27 protein-coding genes are annotated in these 18,930 nt (G+C 42.0%); 7 read left to right on the top strand and 20 right to left on the bottom strand.

Translation table 11 applies throughout. The annotated features are described in order from the left end of the window. Positions 1–75 precede the first annotated feature (75 nt). The 4 genes from nrtS to BGL89_RS01150 are packed head-to-tail and all read right to left on the bottom strand — an operon-like array spanning position 76 to position 2,433. Positions 76–294 (bottom strand): nitrate/nitrite transporter NrtS, encoded by a 219-nt coding sequence (gene nrtS, locus BGL89_RS01165; RefSeq protein WP_286823812.1) that lies wholly within the window; start codon positions 292–294, stop codon positions 76–78. A gap of 3 nt (positions 295–297) precedes the next feature. Then, positions 298–861, bottom strand: coding sequence for a GUN4 domain-containing protein (locus tag BGL89_RS01160; RefSeq protein ID WP_286823811.1), 564 nt, complete (start codon positions 859–861; stop codon positions 298–300). A 53-nt stretch (positions 862–914) separates the two neighbouring features. Continuing rightward, positions 915–2,045, bottom strand: a complete 1,131-nt coding sequence (locus tag BGL89_RS01155) for a CO2 hydration protein (RefSeq protein WP_286823810.1) — start codon at positions 2,043–2,045, stop codon at positions 915–917. A 31-nt stretch (positions 2,046–2,076) separates the two neighbouring features. Further along, positions 2,077–2,433 carry a DUF1823 family protein gene (locus tag BGL89_RS01150; protein WP_286823809.1) on the bottom strand — a complete coding sequence of 119 codons (357 nt, stop codon included), beginning with the start codon at positions 2,431–2,433 and terminating at the stop codon, positions 2,077–2,079. Between the two features lie 195 nt (positions 2,434–2,628). Here BGL89_RS01150 and BGL89_RS01145 point away from each other — a divergent pair, with 195 nt between their 5' ends. The 3 genes from BGL89_RS01145 to BGL89_RS01135 all read left to right on the top strand — a co-directional run bounded on the left by BGL89_RS01145 (position 2,629) and on the right by BGL89_RS01135 (position 4,963). Then, a complete protein-coding gene (locus BGL89_RS01145) occupies positions 2,629–3,522 on the top strand; it encodes a DMT family transporter (RefSeq protein ID WP_286823808.1) in 894 nt (297 codons plus the stop codon). Positions 3,523–3,807: 285 nt separating this feature from the next. Beyond that, positions 3,808–4,326 carry a type 4 pilin gene (locus tag BGL89_RS01140; protein ID WP_286823807.1) on the top strand — a complete coding sequence of 173 codons (519 nt, stop codon included), beginning with the start codon at positions 3,808–3,810 and terminating at the stop codon, positions 4,324–4,326. Next, positions 4,301–4,963 (top strand): pilus assembly FimT family protein, encoded by a 663-nt coding sequence (locus BGL89_RS01135; RefSeq protein ID WP_286823806.1) that lies wholly within the window; start codon positions 4,301–4,303, stop codon positions 4,961–4,963. The genes BGL89_RS01140 and BGL89_RS01135 overlap by 26 nt, the downstream gene beginning before the upstream one ends. Before the next feature lie 55 nt (positions 4,964–5,018). On the opposite strand, the gene BGL89_RS01130 is transcribed toward BGL89_RS01135, so the two are convergent. Further along, complete coding sequence (locus BGL89_RS01130; protein WP_286823805.1) at positions 5,019–5,420, bottom strand: sll0565 family protein; 402 nt, start codon at positions 5,418–5,420, stop codon at positions 5,019–5,021. Positions 5,421–5,492: 72 nt separating this feature from the next. On the opposite strand from BGL89_RS01130, the gene BGL89_RS01125 reads away from it, so the two are divergent. Next, positions 5,493–5,774, top strand: coding sequence for a DUF6439 family protein (locus tag BGL89_RS01125; protein WP_286823804.1), 282 nt, complete (start codon positions 5,493–5,495; stop codon positions 5,772–5,774). Here BGL89_RS01125 and BGL89_RS01120 read toward each other — a convergent pair. The 9 genes from BGL89_RS01120 to BGL89_RS01080 all read right to left on the bottom strand — a co-directional run bounded on the left by BGL89_RS01120 (position 5,771) and on the right by BGL89_RS01080 (position 14,199). Next, positions 5,771–6,172: an ATP-binding protein gene (locus BGL89_RS01120; RefSeq protein WP_286823803.1), complete on the bottom strand. Its 402-nt coding sequence runs from the start codon at positions 6,170–6,172 to the stop codon at positions 5,771–5,773. The genes BGL89_RS01125 and BGL89_RS01120 overlap by 4 nt on opposite strands. Before the next feature lie 341 nt (positions 6,173–6,513). Further along, positions 6,514–7,881: a 23S rRNA (uracil(1939)-C(5))-methyltransferase RlmD gene (gene rlmD, locus BGL89_RS01115; protein WP_286823802.1), complete on the bottom strand. Its 1,368-nt coding sequence runs from the start codon at positions 7,879–7,881 to the stop codon at positions 6,514–6,516. Between the two features lie 2 nt (positions 7,882–7,883). Continuing rightward, on the bottom strand, positions 7,884–8,336 hold the full coding sequence (locus BGL89_RS01110) for a DUF29 domain-containing protein (protein WP_286823801.1): 453 nt from the start codon (positions 8,334–8,336) through the stop codon (positions 7,884–7,886). A gap of 56 nt (positions 8,337–8,392) precedes the next feature. After that, positions 8,393–10,087, bottom strand: a complete 1,695-nt coding sequence (locus BGL89_RS01105) for a helicase HerA domain-containing protein (RefSeq protein ID WP_286823800.1) — start codon at positions 10,085–10,087, stop codon at positions 8,393–8,395. Between the two features lie 265 nt (positions 10,088–10,352). Continuing rightward, positions 10,353–11,264: a 2-carboxy-1,4-naphthoquinone phytyltransferase gene (menA, locus tag BGL89_RS01100; RefSeq protein ID WP_286823798.1), complete on the bottom strand. Its 912-nt coding sequence runs from the start codon at positions 11,262–11,264 to the stop codon at positions 10,353–10,355. 584 nt (positions 11,265–11,848) lie between these two features. Then, a complete protein-coding gene (locus BGL89_RS01095) occupies positions 11,849–12,421 on the bottom strand; it encodes a Uma2 family endonuclease (RefSeq protein ID WP_286823797.1) in 573 nt (190 codons plus the stop codon). A gap of 46 nt (positions 12,422–12,467) precedes the next feature. Next, complete coding sequence (locus BGL89_RS01090; protein ID WP_286823796.1) at positions 12,468–13,481, bottom strand: WD40 repeat domain-containing protein; 1,014 nt, start codon at positions 13,479–13,481, stop codon at positions 12,468–12,470. Positions 13,482–13,517: 36 nt separating this feature from the next. Continuing rightward, entirely contained in the window at positions 13,518–13,760 is a 243-nt protein-coding gene (locus tag BGL89_RS01085; RefSeq protein WP_286823795.1) for a DUF5678 domain-containing protein, read from the bottom strand. 7 nt (positions 13,761–13,767) lie between these two features. Continuing rightward, positions 13,768–14,199 (bottom strand): DUF29 family protein, encoded by a 432-nt coding sequence (locus tag BGL89_RS01080; RefSeq protein WP_286823794.1) that lies wholly within the window; start codon positions 14,197–14,199, stop codon positions 13,768–13,770. 423 nt (positions 14,200–14,622) lie between these two features. Between BGL89_RS01080 and BGL89_RS01075 the strand changes: the two genes are divergently transcribed. The 3 genes from BGL89_RS01075 to BGL89_RS01065 all read left to right on the top strand — a co-directional run bounded on the left by BGL89_RS01075 (position 14,623) and on the right by BGL89_RS01065 (position 15,888). Then, positions 14,623–15,312 (top strand): choice-of-anchor C family PEP-CTERM protein, encoded by a 690-nt coding sequence (locus tag BGL89_RS01075; RefSeq protein WP_286823793.1) that lies wholly within the window; start codon positions 14,623–14,625, stop codon positions 15,310–15,312. A 147-nt stretch (positions 15,313–15,459) separates the two neighbouring features. After that, entirely contained in the window at positions 15,460–15,648 is a 189-nt protein-coding gene (locus tag BGL89_RS01070) for a hypothetical protein (protein ID WP_286823791.1), read from the top strand. Between the two features lie 18 nt (positions 15,649–15,666). Continuing rightward, a complete protein-coding gene (locus BGL89_RS01065) occupies positions 15,667–15,888 on the top strand; it encodes a type II toxin-antitoxin system HicB family antitoxin (RefSeq protein WP_286823790.1) in 222 nt (73 codons plus the stop codon). Between the two features lie 232 nt (positions 15,889–16,120). Here BGL89_RS01065 and BGL89_RS01060 read toward each other — a convergent pair whose 3' ends face one another. The 6 genes from BGL89_RS01060 to BGL89_RS01035 form a co-directional block, all read right to left on the bottom strand. Further along, positions 16,121–17,497: an MlaD family protein gene (locus BGL89_RS01060; RefSeq protein WP_286823789.1), complete on the bottom strand. Its 1,377-nt coding sequence runs from the start codon at positions 17,495–17,497 to the stop codon at positions 16,121–16,123. A 272-nt stretch (positions 17,498–17,769) separates the two neighbouring features. Then, the gene (locus tag BGL89_RS01055; protein WP_286823788.1) at positions 17,770–18,015 is read right to left on the bottom strand and encodes a hypothetical protein; all 246 of its coding nucleotides are present in this window, start codon (positions 18,013–18,015) and stop codon (positions 17,770–17,772) included. Continuing rightward, complete coding sequence (locus BGL89_RS01050; protein WP_286823786.1) at positions 18,008–18,217, bottom strand: hypothetical protein; 210 nt, start codon at positions 18,215–18,217, stop codon at positions 18,008–18,010. Before BGL89_RS01050 ends, BGL89_RS01055 begins: the two co-directional genes overlap by 8 nt. Before the next feature lie 10 nt (positions 18,218–18,227). Continuing rightward, entirely contained in the window at positions 18,228–18,380 is a 153-nt protein-coding gene (locus BGL89_RS01045) for a hypothetical protein (RefSeq protein ID WP_286823784.1), read from the bottom strand. Between the two features lie 9 nt (positions 18,381–18,389). Then, entirely contained in the window at positions 18,390–18,518 is a 129-nt protein-coding gene (locus BGL89_RS01040; RefSeq protein ID WP_286823783.1) for a hypothetical protein, read from the bottom strand. 157 nt (positions 18,519–18,675) lie between these two features. Continuing rightward, positions 18,676–18,900: a hypothetical protein gene (locus BGL89_RS01035; RefSeq protein ID WP_286823782.1), complete on the bottom strand. Its 225-nt coding sequence runs from the start codon at positions 18,898–18,900 to the stop codon at positions 18,676–18,678. Positions 18,901–18,930: the final 30 nt, after the last annotated feature.

Raw genomic sequence — 18,930 nt, 5'->3', positions numbered from 1 at the left:
AGTCTTTTCTGAACGAAACCCCCTACTATCTGTTGTCAAGGTTCAGTTTTTAGCTTGGTTATCGCTTTTTCCATTTTAGCTTAAAGCCGTCGTAAAACGACGGGGTTTTAACCCAAATTTTCGATAAGTCAGTAATGCCGCCAGCCAGCGATCGCTTGTCATGCGGCCAGAAATTATAGCATAACCGTGGTTAATTGTCAATAAAATTGTACCCACTATTACAGCCACTTTTATCCCAGTGGGGGCAAATTGGGGGGAAAATAAAGCATGAAAATAGCCGATAATTCCTTTCATTGTCTATAAATCGCACTCTATCAGGCGAGTAAAACAAAAAGTCACCATTTTTAACCCGTAGGGAGACTTCCACCAGAGAGCGGGAAAACAGCCTTGAGGAGCTGCGAGACTAAAATCCCAGTGATCATAATCATCGATACGCCACTCATCTTTGTCGCGCCATCCTACCAATTCCCCAAATTTTCTAATCGTTTCCGCGTCTTGGGTACGCAGGGTATTAATACTACCCCCAACGGCAAAATATAACTTCACCTGATTGCTAAAACCGAAATGATCGCCGCTATAATTTTTCCAAAGGCGATCGAGTACCCGAATCACATTAACTGGAAACCGCATCATATCCTCTGGGGTTAAAGTATCGCGGGTTCTGCCGGCAGCTTCGAGGATAACTCGGAGAGTTTCTGCGTCTGCCTCCCTAAAGTTCCCCTCAGCTAGGAATTGCTGTAATTTACTATAGCGCTCGATGTCCGGAACTAACATCTGACGCGCTTCGATCAGGGCAACCCGTTCGGTTAAAGATTGCAATTGAACTAAAATATCCTGAAGTTGGACGTTAATATCTGACATAAATGTAAAGGGGTTTGTTGACTGCAAAAATTAGCGATTTATCGGCAGAATAATTATTGATTTACCGCTTCTAATCTTGACTTAACAAAGCGATTCATCCATGCTTCTAGATAGATGCGATTGGCTTTTTGCTCTTTTAAATCTGTGGTAGTTAAAGGGTAAGGTGCTAATCCTTGAATGGCTGCCGTTGTTACACAAAACATCGACTTTTGAAAAGTTTCGCAGATCTGGACTAATAAATCTTCTTCTTGACGAAAACTCTTTTTATAAATGTCGTGCAGATAATCTGGTAAAAAGTGACGCATATCCTGCATTAATAGTGTGGGAGGAATCCCTGCACCTCCGATGGGTAAAGGATCCGCATACAAAGCACCATAGGCAAACATTCCTTGATCGTAGGGAATTTGATAGGCTTGGGCATTATAGGAAATTGTACCGGGGAAAGGTGTTCCGCGAAAGAAAACCGCCTCAACGTAGGGGATTGCCGTATCCGCAAGAAAGGTTAATCCTGCCGATTTGGGGATAAGATCATAGGTTTGTCCTTTGATTTTTACCTGATAGACAATTGCTTGACTAGCATTATCGACTAAATTTTTCTTAATGTGTGCCACCACTGCGGGAATACTGCTAATTTTTCCGGCATCGTAGAGATCGGATAAACTTAAAAAAGTATCGGCCATAATTCGCCAAAATTGACCTAAACCGCTATAGTAGGCCATCATCCGCATTTGTTCTGGCAAAAATTCAGGAAAGACTTTATTTAAAATTAAAACTAGCGGATTATTCCTAAATTTGGCTTGAATAACCTTGGCTGTTACTTCCCGAAAAGCGACACTATCTACATAACTATCTAAACCACCCCCACCATGCCAAAACATGGCTTTCATACAGTATTCAGCATACTCAAAATTAATGCGATCGTGCCACCAGTGTTGGAGTAATTTCTGCCAAGATACTTGACCATTAAAATATTTAAAGAAGGGGAAAAAAACCAAAAACTGATTTTCTGCAATATAAATTAAATTTTTGGAATAAGCATCTAACACCACTCCATAACTTTTCAGGATACCCACTACCTCGATCAAATTCTGGGGAGTATCTTTTAACAATGCTTCCCCAGCAGTGAGACGATCAATATAGGATGCTAGGGGATGAGAGGAGGACTTGACAGGGATAGTGACCATGCTAGAAGCTTGATAAAATAACTTTCCTCATCTATTTTAACGCATAAAAGCACAACCAATTAGCGGCGGTGGCACGGCGAGTCATGCGGGGATTGAATTCGCCAATTTTATAACCAGTAAACCCCAATTTATCTTTTAATAATTGTTTATTTTCTGGCAAGATCGATCGAGTTAATTTTACTGTTGGGGGACGATTGCCAATAAAATCCGGGGGTTGAGGATATTCACCTCGCCAATCTTCCTCTACTTGACTATTATCCCATTTTCCTTGACTTTCATCGTAGCGATAACCTAAACTTTGCCAGACCAATTTATTAACGGTTTCGTCGTCAATTTCATCGTTAATAATCGCCCAAATTGTCTCTATATTTAATTCTGGTAGTTCCATAGATTAAGTAAATAGGAGATGGGGAGATGGGGGATGGGGAAGTGGGGTGATGAGAAGAATAAATAAAAATAATCTCCTGAATCCTGACTCCCGACTCCTGAATCCTGAATCCTGATCACTGATTACTGATTACTGATCACTGATCACTGACAATGGTAAACAACATCATTGATCATCACGCAAGCGTAGCCCATTTTGCCTCCTTCCAACGCCAAAATTATTTTTATTTTAACTATCGGTGTAGTGTCGGTTTCTGCATCGGCAATTTTTATCCGGTTAGCGATCGAAGCGGTAGGTAATGCTACGATCGCATTTAGTTTATTTTTAGCCACTTCTCGTCTGATATTGGCTTCTGTTGTCCTAATTCCGAACTGGTTTACCTTATCACGCCAAAAAGTCCCTGTTCAAGCCTATTATTACGCAGTGGGAGCGGGATTTTGTTTAGCTCTCCATTTTGCTACTTGGATTACTTCTCTATCTTACACATCGATCGCCGCTTCTACCACTTTAGTCACCACTAATCCCCTCTGGGTTTCTCTGTTGGGTTGGTGGTGGTTTCGAGAAAAACCGAGCAAATTAACCTTTATCGGCATTTTTGTGGCTCTAACGGGGGGATTATTCATTGTTTTAGCCGATCAATCTCTCAGTAGTTCTTATCCTAACCCTTTATTGGGCAATAGCTTGGCTTTAATTGGGGCAATTCTCGTTAGTGGTTATATTCTCCTCGGACGGGAAGCACAAAGAAAGGGCTTAAATATTAAGAATTATATAACTGTAGCCTACACTACCGCAGGATTAGTTTTATTACCTTCTATTTTTTTATTCGGTCAAGGTTACGAAAGCTATCCCTTATCCGTGTATGTTTATGTGTTAATGATGGCGATTTTTCCGCAATTAATCGGTCATACTAGCTTTAACTGGGCTTTGCGATGGATAGCACCGACAATAGTAACCATGGTAATTTTATTAGAGCCAATCGCCGCTAGTCTGTTAGGAGTGTTCATTTTTGGTGAAATACCAGCCCAAGAAGTCATTTATGGCGGATTAATTCTGTTAATCGGCGTAGGCATTGCTATTTTAGGCGGATAAGCTTGTTAGTGTATCTAAATTACTGGTTAAGTGTAATCTCGATCGCCGACAAAGAAAGAATAGATTAGTGTACAATGCTAACTGCATGAGAGTTCAGACAATCTGACTCACTTGAGCAATAGGGTTTTCGGGGAATTAATTCCCTGACTAGAGTTATCTGGGTACTCTGTAGTTGAGAGCTAAAAAAAGCCAGTAGTTTTCAGGAAAAACGGGGGGGGTTGATAAGTGAAATCAAAAGGAAAGGGGATACAGTTGAAACTGCCGTCGTCCGAGTCGGGTTTCTCGATGTTAGAAGTGATCATTGCCATTTTAACTATTACCGCTTTCTTAACAGGAACCTTACAGTTAATGGCAGTGAATGCCTTATATAAAGTTCGGGCAGAAAGACAAGCTAGAGCTAACTTTTGGATTCAAGAAGACTTCGAGTCTGTTAAAGCTTTAGCTTCGAGTTTAGATGTGAACTCCAGTCCTGCCAACCCCAATGTCAGTAAGGATGTGTGTACAGGAACGGAGGGTTATGCCACAGCTTTAAGAAGACAACTAACGAATACTCCCCTCCCCACCACCGCTATACCGACGGAAAAATTAGTAGAGACAAGACCAATTGTCGGTAAAAAAAACTATTCTCTCTATCGAACTTTTAATATTACTAACCAATCGGCTAATCCCCATCGTCTCCGTATTGATTATCAAGTTAAATTAGCAACAGATAAAACTCCTAAAGATTACCCCAACCAAGAAAATGTTATTGCTGAAAGTTCTGTCGAGGTGATTCCCGATGCGTCGTTTAAATGTCCATCATAAAAATCAGGGTTTTACCCTGTTAGAAATTTTGATAGCTTTGGCAATTACGGGAATTCTTGCCGCCTTAACCCTACCTAATTTATTAGCTTGGTTGAATAGGAATAAAGTCCAAGAAGCCACCGATTCTATACAATCAGCCCTACAGGATGCCCAAAAACAAGCTATGCGTCGAGGGAGAATTTGCACGATTAATTTTACTAACGGGACTGGCACTAATCCCACGGTTTACTCGCAAATAACTGCCAGTGAAGCGGGTTGTTTAGTGGCGAATAATGATAAGGCGAATCCCTTGATTCTGCCACTGCCAGAGAATGCTAACGAGCTTTCCTTAAGTCTGCCGCAGGAAGTATTTATGGTGGTGAGTAATTTTCCCACCCTAGGCGGCAGTCCGGGGGTGCAGTTTTCCTTTCGGGGTCATGTACCGGGGTTAACCTTTACTCCGCCGGAAAACCAAGCGATAATCGTATTATATCCCGCCGCCAATGCCTCCGCCGCGCCCTATCCCAACCAAGAAAGAAAATGTATAGTTATGGCTTCTCTGCTAGGAATAGTTAAACAAGGTACTTATAACGGCGATCCTCTAGATACGCTCGATGCCAATGATTGTCAAATCCGTCTGGATGGAACTGAACCCTAATCAGCTTCTCAAGGCAACACTCCCCTCTCCCCACACCCCACTCCTGTGCAGTTAATCACCCGCTGCAGGATCGCAGAATCCAACCCAGTAAGACTCCGATACCACCAAAGCGGACAATTTGCCAAAAAACTTCCCCCAGCAGTCCGCGACGGATTCCTTCCCAGAATAGGCGCTTTAATTCCCCTTCTTTGAGTAAATTGCTTTCTAAAATTACCTCTAATTCTTGAATCTGTTCGCGAATTTGTACCAATTCCTTTTCTAGTTCAGGTAGGGGATTTTCCCGCCATTGGGGTTCTATTTGACTAAATTGTGCCTCTAGGTCTTTTTTTTGCTGTTCTGCTTCGCTGATCTGTCGATAACGGTCTTTTAGTGATGCGATCGCCGCTTCGACTTCTTCAATCGCTTGGGTAAATTCTGCCGATTCATCGCTAGGGTATGGGTTTTCTTCTAAGGACATGGACTCGATCCGATTACCTGCGTCTAAACTATAGTTATAGACGATTTTACGGTTTTACGAAACCTTTTGATTATGATTCCATCCCCTGTCTCCTCCTCATCTCAGACTGTTGATCATCTATCTACCCTGGAATTGGCGCGGATTTTGGCGGAACGTTTGGCGATCGCACCGATTGACTGGCATCGTCTGAAAGCCCATCGTAATGCTCGGGCTGCCGAACAATTAGGGACGGCTTTGGTGTTTTTATTAGATAATCAGCCAGAAGAAGCACTTCCTCGGCTACAACAGGCTACAGGCTGGCTCGATCGCTCAATTTCTGCTCCTCCCTGTCCTTCTCACGGTCATGGTCATTAGGTGAACCCGCGTTCCTGTTTAATTTGTTTACAAAGTTTCAGTTGGGTTCCTTTTTGATTCCAGTCAACTTGGTCGAAGATTTGATATAATATACACAGTCCTCGGCCATTTTCCGCTTCTTCGGGGGGAAAATTGGGACAATCGCAACTACAGCCATGATGGTGACAACGGGGGGTAAATCCACAACCTTCGTCGGTAATTACCCAAGAATACTCGTCTTTACTGCTGGAAAAGTGAACGACCACGGTTTTGCCCGGATCGAGATGATTGCCGTGTTTAGCGGCATTAACTAAAGCTTCTTGCAATCCTAATCTAATTTCTGGTTCTAATTCTTCGGGAATACTAGCGGTCAATAAATCTAAAATCGGACAAAGATACAAGGTGGAAGCGAAACTCATGGTGTTCCAGCTTCGTTTGCTTGTTGGCAGTGAAATAGCAATCACGCGCTTTACCTCTAGCTTTTATTCAATGACTATTCTCTTACAGAAAGATTAAGGTCTCTTAACCGTCGATCTAGATGATTGCCATACCTAATAAGTCATATTCTGCCCCTTTTCTGTCTCTGAGATGGATTAGATATTTTTTTGATTGATCTACACACCAATCGAGAATCAAGGCAGCTTTGAGCGAGTAGTTAATCAAAAAAGTAGTTGACTGGAACGGGGCTTAATATGCTATTATCCTTAACCATTGACTTTTCAGCCATAAACGGCTAAAGGATCGGGTTTTTCCCCTTGTTTCATCCTACCATATTCGCTGTTTTTTGTCTAAGAAAAGCAGCGCATTCGACGTGGGGAGTTTGGGGAAAGAAATCGGCGGTTTGCACTTCTAGTAGTTGATAATCGCCTGTTTGACAGAGATATTGCAAGTCTCTGGCTAAAGTTGCACTTTGACAACTGATATAAACAATGCGTTGACTTTGCAGCTGTAACAGACTATCGAGGACAGATCGATCGCAACCTTTGCGGGGCGGATCGAGTAGAATAATGTCGGGTTTAACTGTCAGTTGCGGTAAAGTTTTTTCTACTGCCCCCAAAATAAAAGTTGTGTTGGTAATATTATTTAATTGGGCGTTAATCTTGGCTCGATCGAGGGAAAAGCTATAGGATTCTAGTCCAATCACCTCTTTAACCCGTTTAGCGAGGGGTAAAGTAAAAGTACCGATGCCACAGTAGGCATCAATAAGCATTTCTTCACCCTTAAGGTCTAATTTCTGACAAATAACCGCAAATAAGGCTTCAGCAGCCTCTGTATTAACCTGAAAAAAGGTATCGGCAGCCAATTGATAGGTTAATCCGGCGAACTTTTCGGTAATATAGTCCCTTCCGGCGATAGTTGTGGTCTGACTGCCAAAAATAGCATTACCTCGATCGGGGTTATAATTGACGGTTACACCGACTAAATTGGCGTATTTTGCCAGCCATTGCTGCGCCTGTGCCTCAATTCCCTGTAAATTATTATCGGTACTAATCAGGGTTAATAAAATTTCTCCCGTGTGGCGGCCAATTCTTAGGGATAAATGGCGTAATTGTCCTTGATGGGTCTTTTCATCGTAAATTGACCAGCCTTGCTCCTGAATGTCCTGTTTTATCTCTGCTAGAAACGGATTTAAAGCCTGATCTTGAATCGGACATTGATTGAGATTAATCAGATGATGGCTGCTGCGACGATAATAACCCGCTTGCACATTGCCGGTGGGGGAAAATCCGAGGGGATAGGTAGCTTTATTGCGATAAGCGAGGGGAGAATTACCGGTGAGGGGAGGATAAACCAAAGGCTCGGTAAAACCGCCAATTCTGGTTAATACCTCTTGTACTTGCTCTTTTTTGACCAGGCGCTGAAATTGATCCTCGATGTGTTGCCATTGACAGCCACCACATTTATCGGCGACAATGCAGCGAGGCCGGATACGATGGGGAGAAGCCTGTAGAATAGTTTGTAGTTTGCCGATCGCATGACTTTTTTTGATATAGGTGATGCGAGTTTGAATGCGATCGCCAATGACCGTATCTGGCACAAAAATCACCTGTCCTCGGTATTTTCCCACACCTTCGCCCGTATGGTTGAGGTCGGTAATCTCGATCTCGATTAAATCACCTTGTTGCATAGTTAGGGAAACCAGTTTTCATCCAGGGTTTCTGCTGGGGTAATAATGACTTCTATAGGAATTTCTTGCTTGCTCAATTTCGAGACTATTTGCCTAGCTTTTCCATAACAAGAATCGAAAATTTCGAGGAGATAAGGTTTTAAACTAGGACTGTCTTCCAGCAGATCGGCAATTTGAACTCGGAAATTAATAATTGCCGCTTCCCATTTATTCGCATTATACTCTCTTTCCGTCTGCCAATAAACTAACTTGAGCAGATGAGCTAATAATTGAATTAACAAACTTTTGAGAGCGTGTCGATTATTTTTTCCCATGCTTGCCAATTCCTCGATCAGATTAGTCCAGTCAACCGAGGCAAAATCCTCCTGTCGTAATTGGTTAACGGTTGTCTCGATCCATAGCTGAAAATCTCGATCGTATAAGCTTATCTTCGAGATCGGTATTTGAGCGGTCATGGGAGGTAAACAGTAAAAACAATCCAACTCTATTCTACAATCAAAAATTAATTTTTCTAAAATCCTAGATCGGCTTTAGCAATTTTGGCTGCCGCTAATACTTCCTCATCGGGTAATTCTCGCCAGTCGGTCGCACCTATTTCAGCATAGAATTTTTGATCGTAGGCGCGAGTACGAATTACTACCGGCATAGGGACCGCATGACCTAAAACTAAAGCTTGTTGTTTTGAGTCTAATTTCGCTAAAACCGAACGCAAACTTCCCCCCCCAGAAACCCCTGTAAATATGGCTTCTATGTCCTTTTCATCGTTTAATAAACAGGTGATTCTTGTCCCTACCTGAGACATGACTTCGTTATCAATTCCTGAAGGTCTTTGGTCAACAATTAAGAGAGTAACAAAGTATTTTCGCATCTCTCTGGCGATGGTTCCAAAAATAGTTTGATGTACCACGGCAGAATCGAGAAATCGATGAGCTTCTTCAATGGTAATCACTAACTGTTGCGGCCGATCAACGGGGTTTTTGGTTTGTAAAAAATATTCAGCTTTTTTAACATAATTAGCATGAATCCGACGGGTGATCATATTGGTGGCTAACATATAGGAAAGCATATTACTTTGGGAGCCAAATTCAATGACAACGTGCTTACCTGCATCTAAAGCTTGTAAAACCTGATCGATATAATTGTGGGGACAAACAGTTTTTAAATATTTCAAACTATCTAGACGCATTAATTTTCTCTGGAGGGACATAATTGATCCCGCATGGCCCTGTTTTTCGGTACAGAAGATTTTAATGTCCTCGTTACTCATATTTAATAACTGAACGATCCAAGATTCTCCATACTCGTTATAGAGAATATTGGCATTATCTAAACTAGCTTCCGAGATGCCTAATTCCCGACCGATTAAACGAATATCCTCGATTTCAATCTGATTATAACTTAAGAATAATTCCTGCGATCCTCGTACTCCCCGGCGTTTGGTAGAATCGGGATCGAGGGTATAAATTTCTACCTGTCCGGGGAATAATTGAGATAATCCTTTCACCGTAGAAACATCCTTCCCTTCTTTCATCGCTTCCCAACCGTATTCCGAGTGCATATCAAACATGAGGTTAACCCCTGCTTGTTTGCGAATAATGCCCGAAATTAGTAATCTGGTTAAAAAGGATTTTCCTGTCCCCGATTTGCCAAAAACACCGTTACTACGTTCCACAAAGCGATCGAGATTAATACATATTGGCACGTCCATGTCAAGGGGTTGACCAATGGCAAAATTCTTTCTGGTGGGGTCATCTTCCCAACCGAAAACCATGCGAAAATCCTGCTCACAAGCTTCATAAACTTGGCTAAAATGGGACGGAATAGTTTTAACTGGCAGTAATTCTAAATCGGCGCTAGTTTGGGGTTGAAAAGAGCCTAAAGAAGTGTCGGAAACTGCGGGAGAATTACCTCCAGTCGGAGTAAACATGAGCATAGGTGATAGTTCAATAGTACCATAAGTACCGCTACCCGCCAAAACATCGCGCATAAAACTATCATCGGGATGGGGAGGATTCGCGATAATCCGGGGACTAGAGTTACCCAGGGAGACATCGGTGAGGAGACAGAAAAAACGCGAGCGAGTGCCTTGCACAACCAAAAACTTACCGACGCGCATATCTTCCACGGAAATATCCGGATAAAGACGGATTTCTAAACCTTCACTCAGGGAACCTTGAATAACCGATCCGAGGGGTTGTTCACTCATGCTAACCTTGATTTGTGGCGATTAATTATGAATTATGAATGATGAATGAGGAAGTGGGAAGTGTTTTCTGTGAACAGTAAACAGTAATCAGTGAACTTAAAACTCAAATCTGATAACTGATAACTGATTCAAGTCGGTTAATTTTTTTTCGGTCTATCCCGCCTAAAAATGAGGGGTTCGCAGGCAGGCACGGATTTCCATTATGAATACAAGTATAGGTCAAGTGGCGGGGTTTTGTCAAGGGGTTTAAGAAAAAAAATCTGGTTTATAAACGGGAAGAAAGGAAATAGCCAAGGGAGAAGAGAATGCCACTAAAAAAGTGAAGATTAACCGCTATAAACTTGCAGTTACTGACTAGCTGAGGTTGGTCGTGATTTTGGTTAACGTGGCGGACTAATTGCCAAGCGAAAGGGAGACTAAGGAAGATTAAAAGAGTGAGAGGGGGATAAACTTGCAGCAGGACAAAAACTACCGTTAAAACATAAACGAGAACCGTCACTACGGTTAAAACTCTAGAACCTTTTAAAGTACCCAAACGGGCAATAGGTGATTTTTTACCTGCTTTGAGATCATCGGCGACTTGATGGAAATGGGAACAAAAAAGGATGATAGAAGTGGTAATCCCGATAATAATTGAAGCCGCTAGACTAGAGATAGAAAAAGCACCGACTTGGGAATAGTAGGCAGCGGCAATCGCCAAGGGTCCAAAAGTAAAGAAACAGATAATTTCACCTAATCCTTGATAACCGAGACGGAAGGGAGGACCTTGATAGGTATAGCCCAAAAAACAGCAGAGGGCGATTAATTCTAGGATAGTCCAATCGCCTCGCCAATAACTAATGGCAAAAATACCGGCGATGCCTAATAATAGAAAAAGATTACTCAGCCAGAAAATCAAAGATTTGTTACCGGTTAAATTAACGATCGAATGGGCCTTATTGACATCGATCCCGGTATCGGCATCAAAAACATCATTGCTGAGATTTAACCAAGCGAGAATTAAAATAGCTGAGAGGATAAAAGTGGCAAAAATCGGGGCAGAAAATAGACCTGTTTCCTGATAAGCGATCGATGTTCCCAGAATAATCGGTATAATTGCCACACTATACATTGGTGGTTTAATGGCTGCTAACCAGAGTTTTTTGGGCGAGGGAGTGGTGACAGTATCGGTGGTCATAGTTAAATAGGGTTTGCGGCAAAAAGTTTTTCCTAGGAGTAGGGTGTAGGGTGTGGGTTTATACCCATTTTTAGGTGGTCAATTACCTAATTTTCAGGGAAAAAGTCCTTGAATTTCCCCCCCGATAACTCCAATGGCCGGCACTTTTTGATTTCAAAAAGGACTAAAGATATTATCCAACAAGGTTTTTAGATTTATTCAGCAGACCCTAGATAGTTCCTCAAAATTGAGATGCGTCCAACCGGACAGGGTCCGTTTTAGTGTTAAACCGAAATTTTCGCTAATCTCGCCCTGAGCTTAGTCGAAGGGTTAGACTTTGGTTTTGGCTTTTTCTGGCAGTTTACCACGGGTAGCGGCACCAGCTAAACCCAGACCTGATCAACCGATAGCAGTCATAGTTCCGGGTTCAGAGGGGTCAAAAACGGCAAAAACAAGGATTAAATTGCCTAAAATCTGTAAATAGACCATTTAATTGATTATTATTGATTCTTAATTCTCCTGACTACTGACTACTGACGACTGACGACCGACTCCTATTTTGATTTTTACAAGAGGTCTGATCATACCTCGGTTTTAAGGATATTTTACTCAAAAATAGAGATAAATAGACTAAAACCGGGTAAGACATCCTCCCCGCTTAAATTAGCGGGGAGTTCTATAATTTCTACGGGTTGCTGAGGACGATAAATTTCCACTTGTTGTTGTTGAGGATTAACTAGCCAACCTAATCGCAAACCACTGTGGAGATATTCCCGCATTTTAGCTTGAATTTCCGGGAGGGAATCGCTACGGGAGCGCAGTTCAATAACGAAATCGGGGCAAATAGGCGGGAATTTCTCCTGTTCTTCTCGACTCAGAGCTTGCCAACGGGTTAAACTCACCCAAGCGGCATCGGGAGCGCGATCTCCGCCATTCGGTAAACGAAAAATCGTCGCTGAACTAAAGACTTTACCCAATCGGGTTTGATGATTCCACAACCAAAGTAAACCAATAAAATCGGCCTCTCGGTTGCCGCTAATTCCCCCAACAGGTGGCATCACGATTAATTCTCCTTGAACGTTTCTTTCCAGTTGCCAATCTGGGTTAACTTGACAGAGACGGTAAAACTGCTCATCGCTGAGATTGACTGTATCTAAGTTTAAAATCACTGCTGCCATAGCTATATTTCGCCCTAGAAAACACTCTAGTCTTAATTATAGTCAATTAGATTCCCCGCCACATTGCGATCGCACCGTCTTGATCTCCAGTGACTAACCAACGACCATCTTGACTGGCAACCATCCTTAAGATGACGTTTCCCTTCAGGGTATTCAAGTGCCGACGGGTATTAACATCCCAAAATTTGACGGTTCCATCCCCGGAGGTGCTGGCCAAAACTTTGCCCCCATCGAGCAGGGCCATATCGGTAACAGCGTCGTTATGGGCGAGAATAGTAGTGGTGCCGATGCCGCTTTTCACTTGCCAACCGCGGATCGAACCGTCTTGACTAGCAGTACCGGCGGTATTACCATCCTTGGAAAAAAGCACCCGATAAACGGGGAATAAATTACCCGCATAGGCACGAATAAAGCGACCAGTACTCACTTTCCAGAGTTTAACGAAGCCATCGTAATCGGCGCTAACAATTCCTTTACCATCGGGACTAAATGCGATCGCTTGAATGGGATGATTATGGCCGCGCAGGGTTTTTAACAGTTTCCCCGTCTGAAAATCCCAGAGTTTGACTGTACGATCCCAGCTACCCGTGGCCAAGGTTTTACCATCGGGAGAAATAGCGGCATCAGTAACGAGAAAAGCATGGCCGGGATAGGTCATTTCTAATTTTCCCGTACGCGTATTCCAGCGTTGCACTTTTCCCCCCGCATCGGCAGTTACGAAACTCTCACCATCGGGACTAAATTGGATAGCGTTAACGGTATCACCTAGTTGCCACGTCCTGAGAGGTTTTTGGGTTTTTAGGTCCCATTCCCTAACAGTACCGTCAAAACTACCACTAAGTAGTAAAGAGTTATCGGGACTAATGGCCAAAGCATAGATGGGATCCTGATCGGCTTTTAAAATAGTAACCCGTTCGACCGTCTGCCAAGGCAGGATTTCTGCTAGGGGAGACGCTTGCGGAGTGGTGATTTTCTCTTTTTCCTGATTGACTGCACAACCACTGGATAGCAACAGCAGCAATAATAACGATAACGTCGGTTGATAAAGGGTTATTTTCATAGAATTTTGCCGTTGTCAAAATCAACTTAAACTACTTTAAACTTGAATGGGTAAAATTTGAATAGAATAACGACAACGAGGAACAAGATAAATGACAAATTCTTGATTGGTTGTGTTGGCTTGTTCCAGAACATTCTGTAAATTTTCACCGTGAGCAATCACCCCTTTTTCATTATAAGCGATGTATTTATTCTTATATAAATCAAGCACGGTGTCACGATTTTTGTTTAACCAACGTAACATTTCTTGGGCTTGTTCTTGAGAGATTGAGTCTGTCATAATCTTTCTAGGGAGAGAAGGTTTTGATTAAAAGGAAAGCATCGCTAATCAGTTTATTTTTGTCAATTATAGCTTCAATTTGCTCCGATTGATAACGACCCGCTTCGACTTCTAAAGAAGCGGCATCCAAAGCATTAAGATAAGCATCGTTTAAAGTGTCTGTTAATTCCTCATCACTTAAATAATATCCTGCCGCATTTCGGCATTTATTTTGGCGTTGAATTTCTCGGACACTATTGCGAATGGAGACATCCCAAGAACGATTAGTTCGTTTTTCTGCCTGTTGTTTAATTAAATGAAGTAATAAGATAACAGCATAACTACGAATGGTGCTAATAATACCATTTTTGCTCATATCTTCAAGGTCTTCTACAATCGCCAGTGAACCTTTAATATCACCTTTTAAGAGCAAAGCTTTTAATTCTAAAAGTTCTTCCATAATCCAATTTATTCCCCGAAATATACCTTAATTATATCTTGCCACAAGTCTCTCTATCTAAAAGCTCATCCCTGACTGGGTAGGTGGGTTGGGTTAAATATTCAGATAGACTTAAATTAGATTGAAGGGAAAAACCGAATACCCCCATGGGGTTATGGTGATAAAAAAAATTTATCAATCATTGTAGGATGGGTTAGACGGCACTAAGTATTAACAACGAAGGATGGGTGATCAATCCGTCGTAACCCATCTTCCCAGAATTTGTAACAACCATAAACATTTTGCTCCCAATATCCAAGAAAACCAAGCGAATACTTATCAAACAAAGAATAAGAGAGCCAAAAATTTAATTATTTCTTAATCTATTTTAAGCTTTTCTGTGCTATGCTTTCAATTATTTTTCTAAGAATGGAATTTTCAAAAATGACTCAAAGATTAGCAAAACTAATGATTTTCGGGGGGGGTAAGCATAGCTTATTAAAACTCTCCATTGCTTCGTCTGTCTTTGCGGTGAGTGCTTTGATAGTCACCCCTGTACAAGCAGCAAATTTGATTCAAAATGGCAGTTTTGAGACGGCTACCGTCAACCCTGGTTCTTTTCTACAACTTGATGCTGTTTCCACAGCAATTACAGGATGGACGGTTAGCCAAGGAACAATCGATTATATAGGCACATTTTGGCAAGCTTCTGAGGGTGCTAGAAGTCTTGATCTACAGGGACTTGCGAGTGGTGGAATTCAGCAAACATTCAACACAACCATCGGTGCTACCTATCGGGTTACTTTTGACCTGGCGGGTAATCCAACCGGAAATCCTACTATTAAAGAGATGAGAGTGAGTGCAGGAGGAAATTCTGCTGACTTTTCTTTTGATATAACAGGAAAAAGCCCTTCAAATATGGGATGGGTATCAAAATCCTGGGATTTTACCGCTAACAGCATAACCACTACCCTTGAGTTTACCGGTTTAGGCAACTCAACTACGGGAGCTGCTTTGGATAATGTCTCAGTGATAGCTCTTTCCTCTCCTTCTATTCCCGAACCTTCATCAATGCTAGGATTATTAGGGTTAGGAGTATTAGGAATTGGTTCTGCTTTCAAACGTCAATCTTAATCTCTTTTTATCAATTTAACCCATCTAAACTAGGTGGGTTAAATTGAATATTCAGATAGGCTTAAAATCGGTGAATAATTTTGAATTTTGCGGCACCTTTTTAACAATATGCTAGGATAGTATTGAGGTTTTAAGCGGTAACAACCTATGCAGTTAGAAGATTATTTTGAATTTGTGGCAGTAGATAATATTCAATTAAAAGGACATCGTATTGTTGGACTTTTGACCATCAAACAGGAAGTCATCACATTTGGTATTCATCCAAGAGAGTCCGTCGATCTATTCAACCGACAAAAAACGTTGAAGCGAAAGCTTATCAAGTTAAACAATTTTTAAAGATACAGGAGGAAGAAAATGAATCCAACAACCGAGGATTTTAACGGTTTTAGCATTAATATCTTCCAAGATGAGGAGGGAGATTGGATAGCATACTTAGTAGAAATTCCTAGCGTTTCCGCTTTTGCTGATAGCCCCCAAACAGCACTCAACCAATTAATTTTAGCTTGGGAAGGCGTTAAAGAAAGTTATCGTCAACATGGTGAAGAAATTCCTCATTTAGCTATGATAAAAAATTAGACAAACTGTTGTGTATTTAGGGTCTGCTGAATAAATCTAAAAACCTTGTTGGGTAAGACTTTTAGACTTTTGGGAAATCAAAAAGTACCGGACATGGGAGTGATCGGGGGGAAAATTCAGGGACTTTTTCCCTGAATTTTAGGTAATTGACCCCCTCAAAATGGTTAAAACCCCACACCCCACACCCTACACCCCACACCCTACCCCCACGAAAAACTTTTTGCCGCAAACCCTACTTAGATTCAGGTTTCTTAGCGTCTTTTTCTGGGGTATTAGCGGCGGGATTTGGGGCTATTGTCGCAATTTGGGCGGCCATTCTTGTCATTGCTTGACCTTGGGCGAATTCCTGCTGTAGTTGTTCGCTAGAAGAAACCAAACGACTTAAACCCTGAATTAAGCGGATAATTTCCTGTCGCAGTTGCGGATTACCGGTAATTTCATCCACATCCGAGGTGATTTTCTGAAGATTGGCAAAAGCAGCGCGAGAGGAGTCGAGGAGTTGCTGTAGGGTGACAACAGTGGCAGGATCGGAGAGATAAGCGGTAAAGTTGCCTAAATTTTCGCTTAATTTAACAGCATTTGCCGAAATAGTGTTTAAATTCTCGATAATTTGGCTTTTCTGCACTTGCGTCAGGATGGGATCTAAAGCAGCGAGAGTAGTTTGTAGGCGATCGCTAGTAGTTTTGATACTATCGAGAGTGGCAATTAAACGATTTTGATTAGCTGCCAAAAAAACCCGCAGTTCTTCGGTAGTTTGGCCCACCAAAAGCAGCGTTTTTCGAGCCTCCACTAGAGTAGCGTCTAAATTTCTCAGGCCGCCACTTCCCTGTAAACTTCTCAGTAAAGTAGTCGCTTCCTGACTCAATCCCCCGACACCGGAAAGATCACTAGAAAGGCGATCGAGGGAACCGGATACTTGGGGTAAGGATTCTAGAGATCTCATCCCCGAATTAAGTTTACCTAGAGTACCGCTGCGACGAACCTCGCTTAAAGCTGTGGTTGCCTCACCACTAAAGCGATCGAGTCCCCCCAAGGCATTAGCAGCGCGTTGGGTAAAGGAACGAAATCCGGCCACCATATCGGGATCACTAACTAGATTAGAAATTCTCAGTAAAGATCTGATCAAGGTATTGACATTTAGCGCCGATTGCCCTTGTAAACGGGAACCGTTACAGATAATCACTTCCCCATTGCAGTTAGGACTCAAAGGGGGTTCTTTGATACCACCGACGGGTAAAGCTTGCAGGGGAGTAATATCGATCGTGGTTTCACCCACTAAACCGGATTGAATGGCTTCGATGAGGGAATTACTGGGAATTAGGCGATCTGCGGGCGAAATCTCCACTTCTACGGCGACTCCCTCCGGTTCTGGGGTAATTGCCGTCACTTGTCCGATTCTCACTCCCCGATAACCGACGCGGGTTCCCACCATCATGCCACCCACATTAGGAAAAAGGAAGGTGACTCGATAACTGCGTCCCCCGAAGCTAAAATTACTTAACCAGGCGATAAACCAGATTAATATTCCCCCCGATGCCAGTAACATTAAACCGATACCACTTTGCCGCAGAGTTGGGGAAATCCCTCGTTGTGAACCGCCAGCTTCCATAAATAATTACTCCTCATCTCTAAAAAGTATCTCACTTTAAAAGGCACAATTCTTAAAAGTCCTCGAAGCCTTACGATTAAGGTGCAAGCTAACGCTTGAAATCATATTAAAAGGCACTCTCGGACTAGGATTAGGTTTAGACCCTAACCCCATTCCCCCCGCAATAGCGGGTAGGATGCGATTAGGCTAAATAGGAATATCGTCATCAACCAGATCAAAGTTTGCAAAGTTTGGTTCCCAGTCTTCCAGGTAGAATTCGCTGTTGCTCGCTTCTACCTCCTCCCTGGTGGGAACATCTTCATGGTTCGCTTGTCGTCCCTAAACTCATCTTCCCAGTTTAAAGTCTGACTCCAAAGAACCTGTTTTAGCGCGATTATATCATCGCCTTCAACCGCAATGACATAATCGCCTAACATTTTCAGAATTAATCTGTTTTCTTCTGGATTAACAAAATAAACATGATTTAAATTAATCCAGTAATTTTGACCTGAATCACTTCCATAATAAAAATTAGCCATTGCCTACCTCAACAGTAGTAAATTCAACGATTTCTTGCTGTCCGTCTAAAACGATAATGTGAATTTTAGCTTGTCTTAAATAGGCTAATATTGCTGCTTTATGTAGCTCGCTTAAGCGTCCAAACTCGATTAAGTCAATCATGGCATCTAAACTATTCTCGATGCCATAATCGCCTATTGTTTCCTTAAGTTGATTACTCATGATAAAATTGCTAAATTGGTTTAACCGAATCCCCGATTTTAGGATTCTCAAATGTCTTTAGGTAATCGGATTCAATCGTAGCTTTATTTTCCTCTACGCTGATAACCCGTCCACTCCCCTTGAGAATTTCTAGATATTCCCATCGACCTTGAATTTTTTCCATGGTTGGTTCCTACACTAACATTCGCCGTCCTACTTGGATGTTGTTTCGTTTTCCCTGGTTCATGACTAACTGATAGGGACTAATAATATCAATTATTTGAGCGGGGAAAGTGCCTTTAGGCGATAATAATACTGTCATCGCTACACCCGTCAATAAGGAACCCAGTCATCGACATTAACTAACTTGCCATTGTCGAAAAAATATAATAGGACTTACGCATTGACAGAATTTCTGTAGTATGCCTTTGAACTTCAGACTATGGCTTCCAAGTTATTGAGGTCAAGGAAGTTGGATGCTAAATTATTGACAATAAAAGAGCGGATGACCTCAGTAAATAACTCCCTTTGTCAGGAATACCAATTTCGTAACAATAACCAATAACCAGTTTTTTATCCTTTGCATATTGCCAAATTTCCGTATCCCTTGGACTTCTACCTAAAACCGAAACATGAATGATCGGTAAAGATGGAGTAAACAGGATTTTAGCTGGTAAATTTTCATCAAAGAAAAAACCATTCATGCAATTTTTCTGACTTCATAGTGATTCGCC

The organism is Microcystis sp. LSC13-02 (assembly GCA_002282935.1).
GTDB lineage: Bacteria > Cyanobacteriota > Cyanobacteriia > Cyanobacteriales > Microcystaceae > Microcystis.
This window is presented reverse-complemented; position numbering and strand designations above follow the sequence as displayed.

Coding starts and splice junctions, on each gene's coding strand:
- nrtS (WP_286823812.1), bottom strand. CDS start 294: ATGAAAGGAATTATCGGCTATTTTCATGCTTTATTTTCCCCCCAATTT.
- BGL89_RS01160 (WP_286823811.1), bottom strand. CDS start 861: ATGTCAGATATTAACGTCCAACTTCAGGATATTTTAGTTCAATTGCAA.
- BGL89_RS01155 (WP_286823810.1), bottom strand. CDS start 2,045: ATGGTCACTATCCCTGTCAAGTCCTCCTCTCATCCCCTAGCATCCTAT.
- BGL89_RS01150 (WP_286823809.1), bottom strand. CDS start 2,433: ATGGAACTACCAGAATTAAATATAGAGACAATTTGGGCGATTATTAAC.
- BGL89_RS01140 (WP_286823807.1), top strand. CDS start 3,808: ATGTTAGAAGTGATCATTGCCATTTTAACTATTACCGCTTTCTTAACA.
- BGL89_RS01135 (WP_286823806.1), top strand. CDS start 4,301: ATGCGTCGTTTAAATGTCCATCATAAAAATCAGGGTTTTACCCTGTTA.
- BGL89_RS01130 (WP_286823805.1), bottom strand. CDS start 5,420: ATGTCCTTAGAAGAAAACCCATACCCTAGCGATGAATCGGCAGAATTT.
- BGL89_RS01125 (WP_286823804.1), top strand. CDS start 5,493: ATGATTCCATCCCCTGTCTCCTCCTCATCTCAGACTGTTGATCATCTA.
- BGL89_RS01120 (WP_286823803.1), bottom strand. CDS start 6,172: ATGAGTTTCGCTTCCACCTTGTATCTTTGTCCGATTTTAGATTTATTG.
- rlmD (WP_286823802.1), bottom strand. CDS start 7,881: ATGCAACAAGGTGATTTAATCGAGATCGAGATTACCGACCTCAACCAT.
- BGL89_RS01110 (WP_286823801.1), bottom strand. CDS start 8,336: ATGACCGCTCAAATACCGATCTCGAAGATAAGCTTATACGATCGAGAT.
- BGL89_RS01105 (WP_286823800.1), bottom strand. CDS start 10,087: ATGAGTGAACAACCCCTCGGATCGGTTATTCAAGGTTCCCTGAGTGAA.
- menA (WP_286823798.1), bottom strand. CDS start 11,264: ATGACCACCGATACTGTCACCACTCCCTCGCCCAAAAAACTCTGGTTA.
- BGL89_RS01095 (WP_286823797.1), bottom strand. CDS start 12,421: ATGGCAGCAGTGATTTTAAACTTAGATACAGTCAATCTCAGCGATGAG.
- BGL89_RS01090 (WP_286823796.1), bottom strand. CDS start 13,481: ATGAAAATAACCCTTTATCAACCGACGTTATCGTTATTATTGCTGCTG.
- BGL89_RS01085 (WP_286823795.1), bottom strand. CDS start 13,760: ATGACAGACTCAATCTCTCAAGAACAAGCCCAAGAAATGTTACGTTGG.
- BGL89_RS01080 (WP_286823794.1), bottom strand. CDS start 14,199: ATGGAAGAACTTTTAGAATTAAAAGCTTTGCTCTTAAAAGGTGATATT.
- BGL89_RS01075 (WP_286823793.1), top strand. CDS start 14,623: ATGACTCAAAGATTAGCAAAACTAATGATTTTCGGGGGGGGTAAGCAT.
- BGL89_RS01070 (WP_286823791.1), top strand. CDS start 15,460: ATGCAGTTAGAAGATTATTTTGAATTTGTGGCAGTAGATAATATTCAA.
- BGL89_RS01065 (WP_286823790.1), top strand. CDS start 15,667: ATGAATCCAACAACCGAGGATTTTAACGGTTTTAGCATTAATATCTTC.
- BGL89_RS01060 (WP_286823789.1), bottom strand. CDS start 17,497: ATGGAAGCTGGCGGTTCACAACGAGGGATTTCCCCAACTCTGCGGCAA.
- BGL89_RS01055 (WP_286823788.1), bottom strand. CDS start 18,015: ATGGCTAATTTTTATTATGGAAGTGATTCAGGTCAAAATTACTGGATT.
- BGL89_RS01050 (WP_286823786.1), bottom strand. CDS start 18,217: ATGAGTAATCAACTTAAGGAAACAATAGGCGATTATGGCATCGAGAAT.
- BGL89_RS01045 (WP_286823784.1), bottom strand. CDS start 18,380: ATGGAAAAAATTCAAGGTCGATGGGAATATCTAGAAATTCTCAAGGGG.
- BGL89_RS01040 (WP_286823783.1), bottom strand. CDS start 18,518: ATGACAGTATTATTATCGCCTAAAGGCACTTTCCCCGCTCAAATAATT.
- BGL89_RS01035 (WP_286823782.1), bottom strand. CDS start 18,900: ATGAATGGTTTTTTCTTTGATGAAAATTTACCAGCTAAAATCCTGTTT.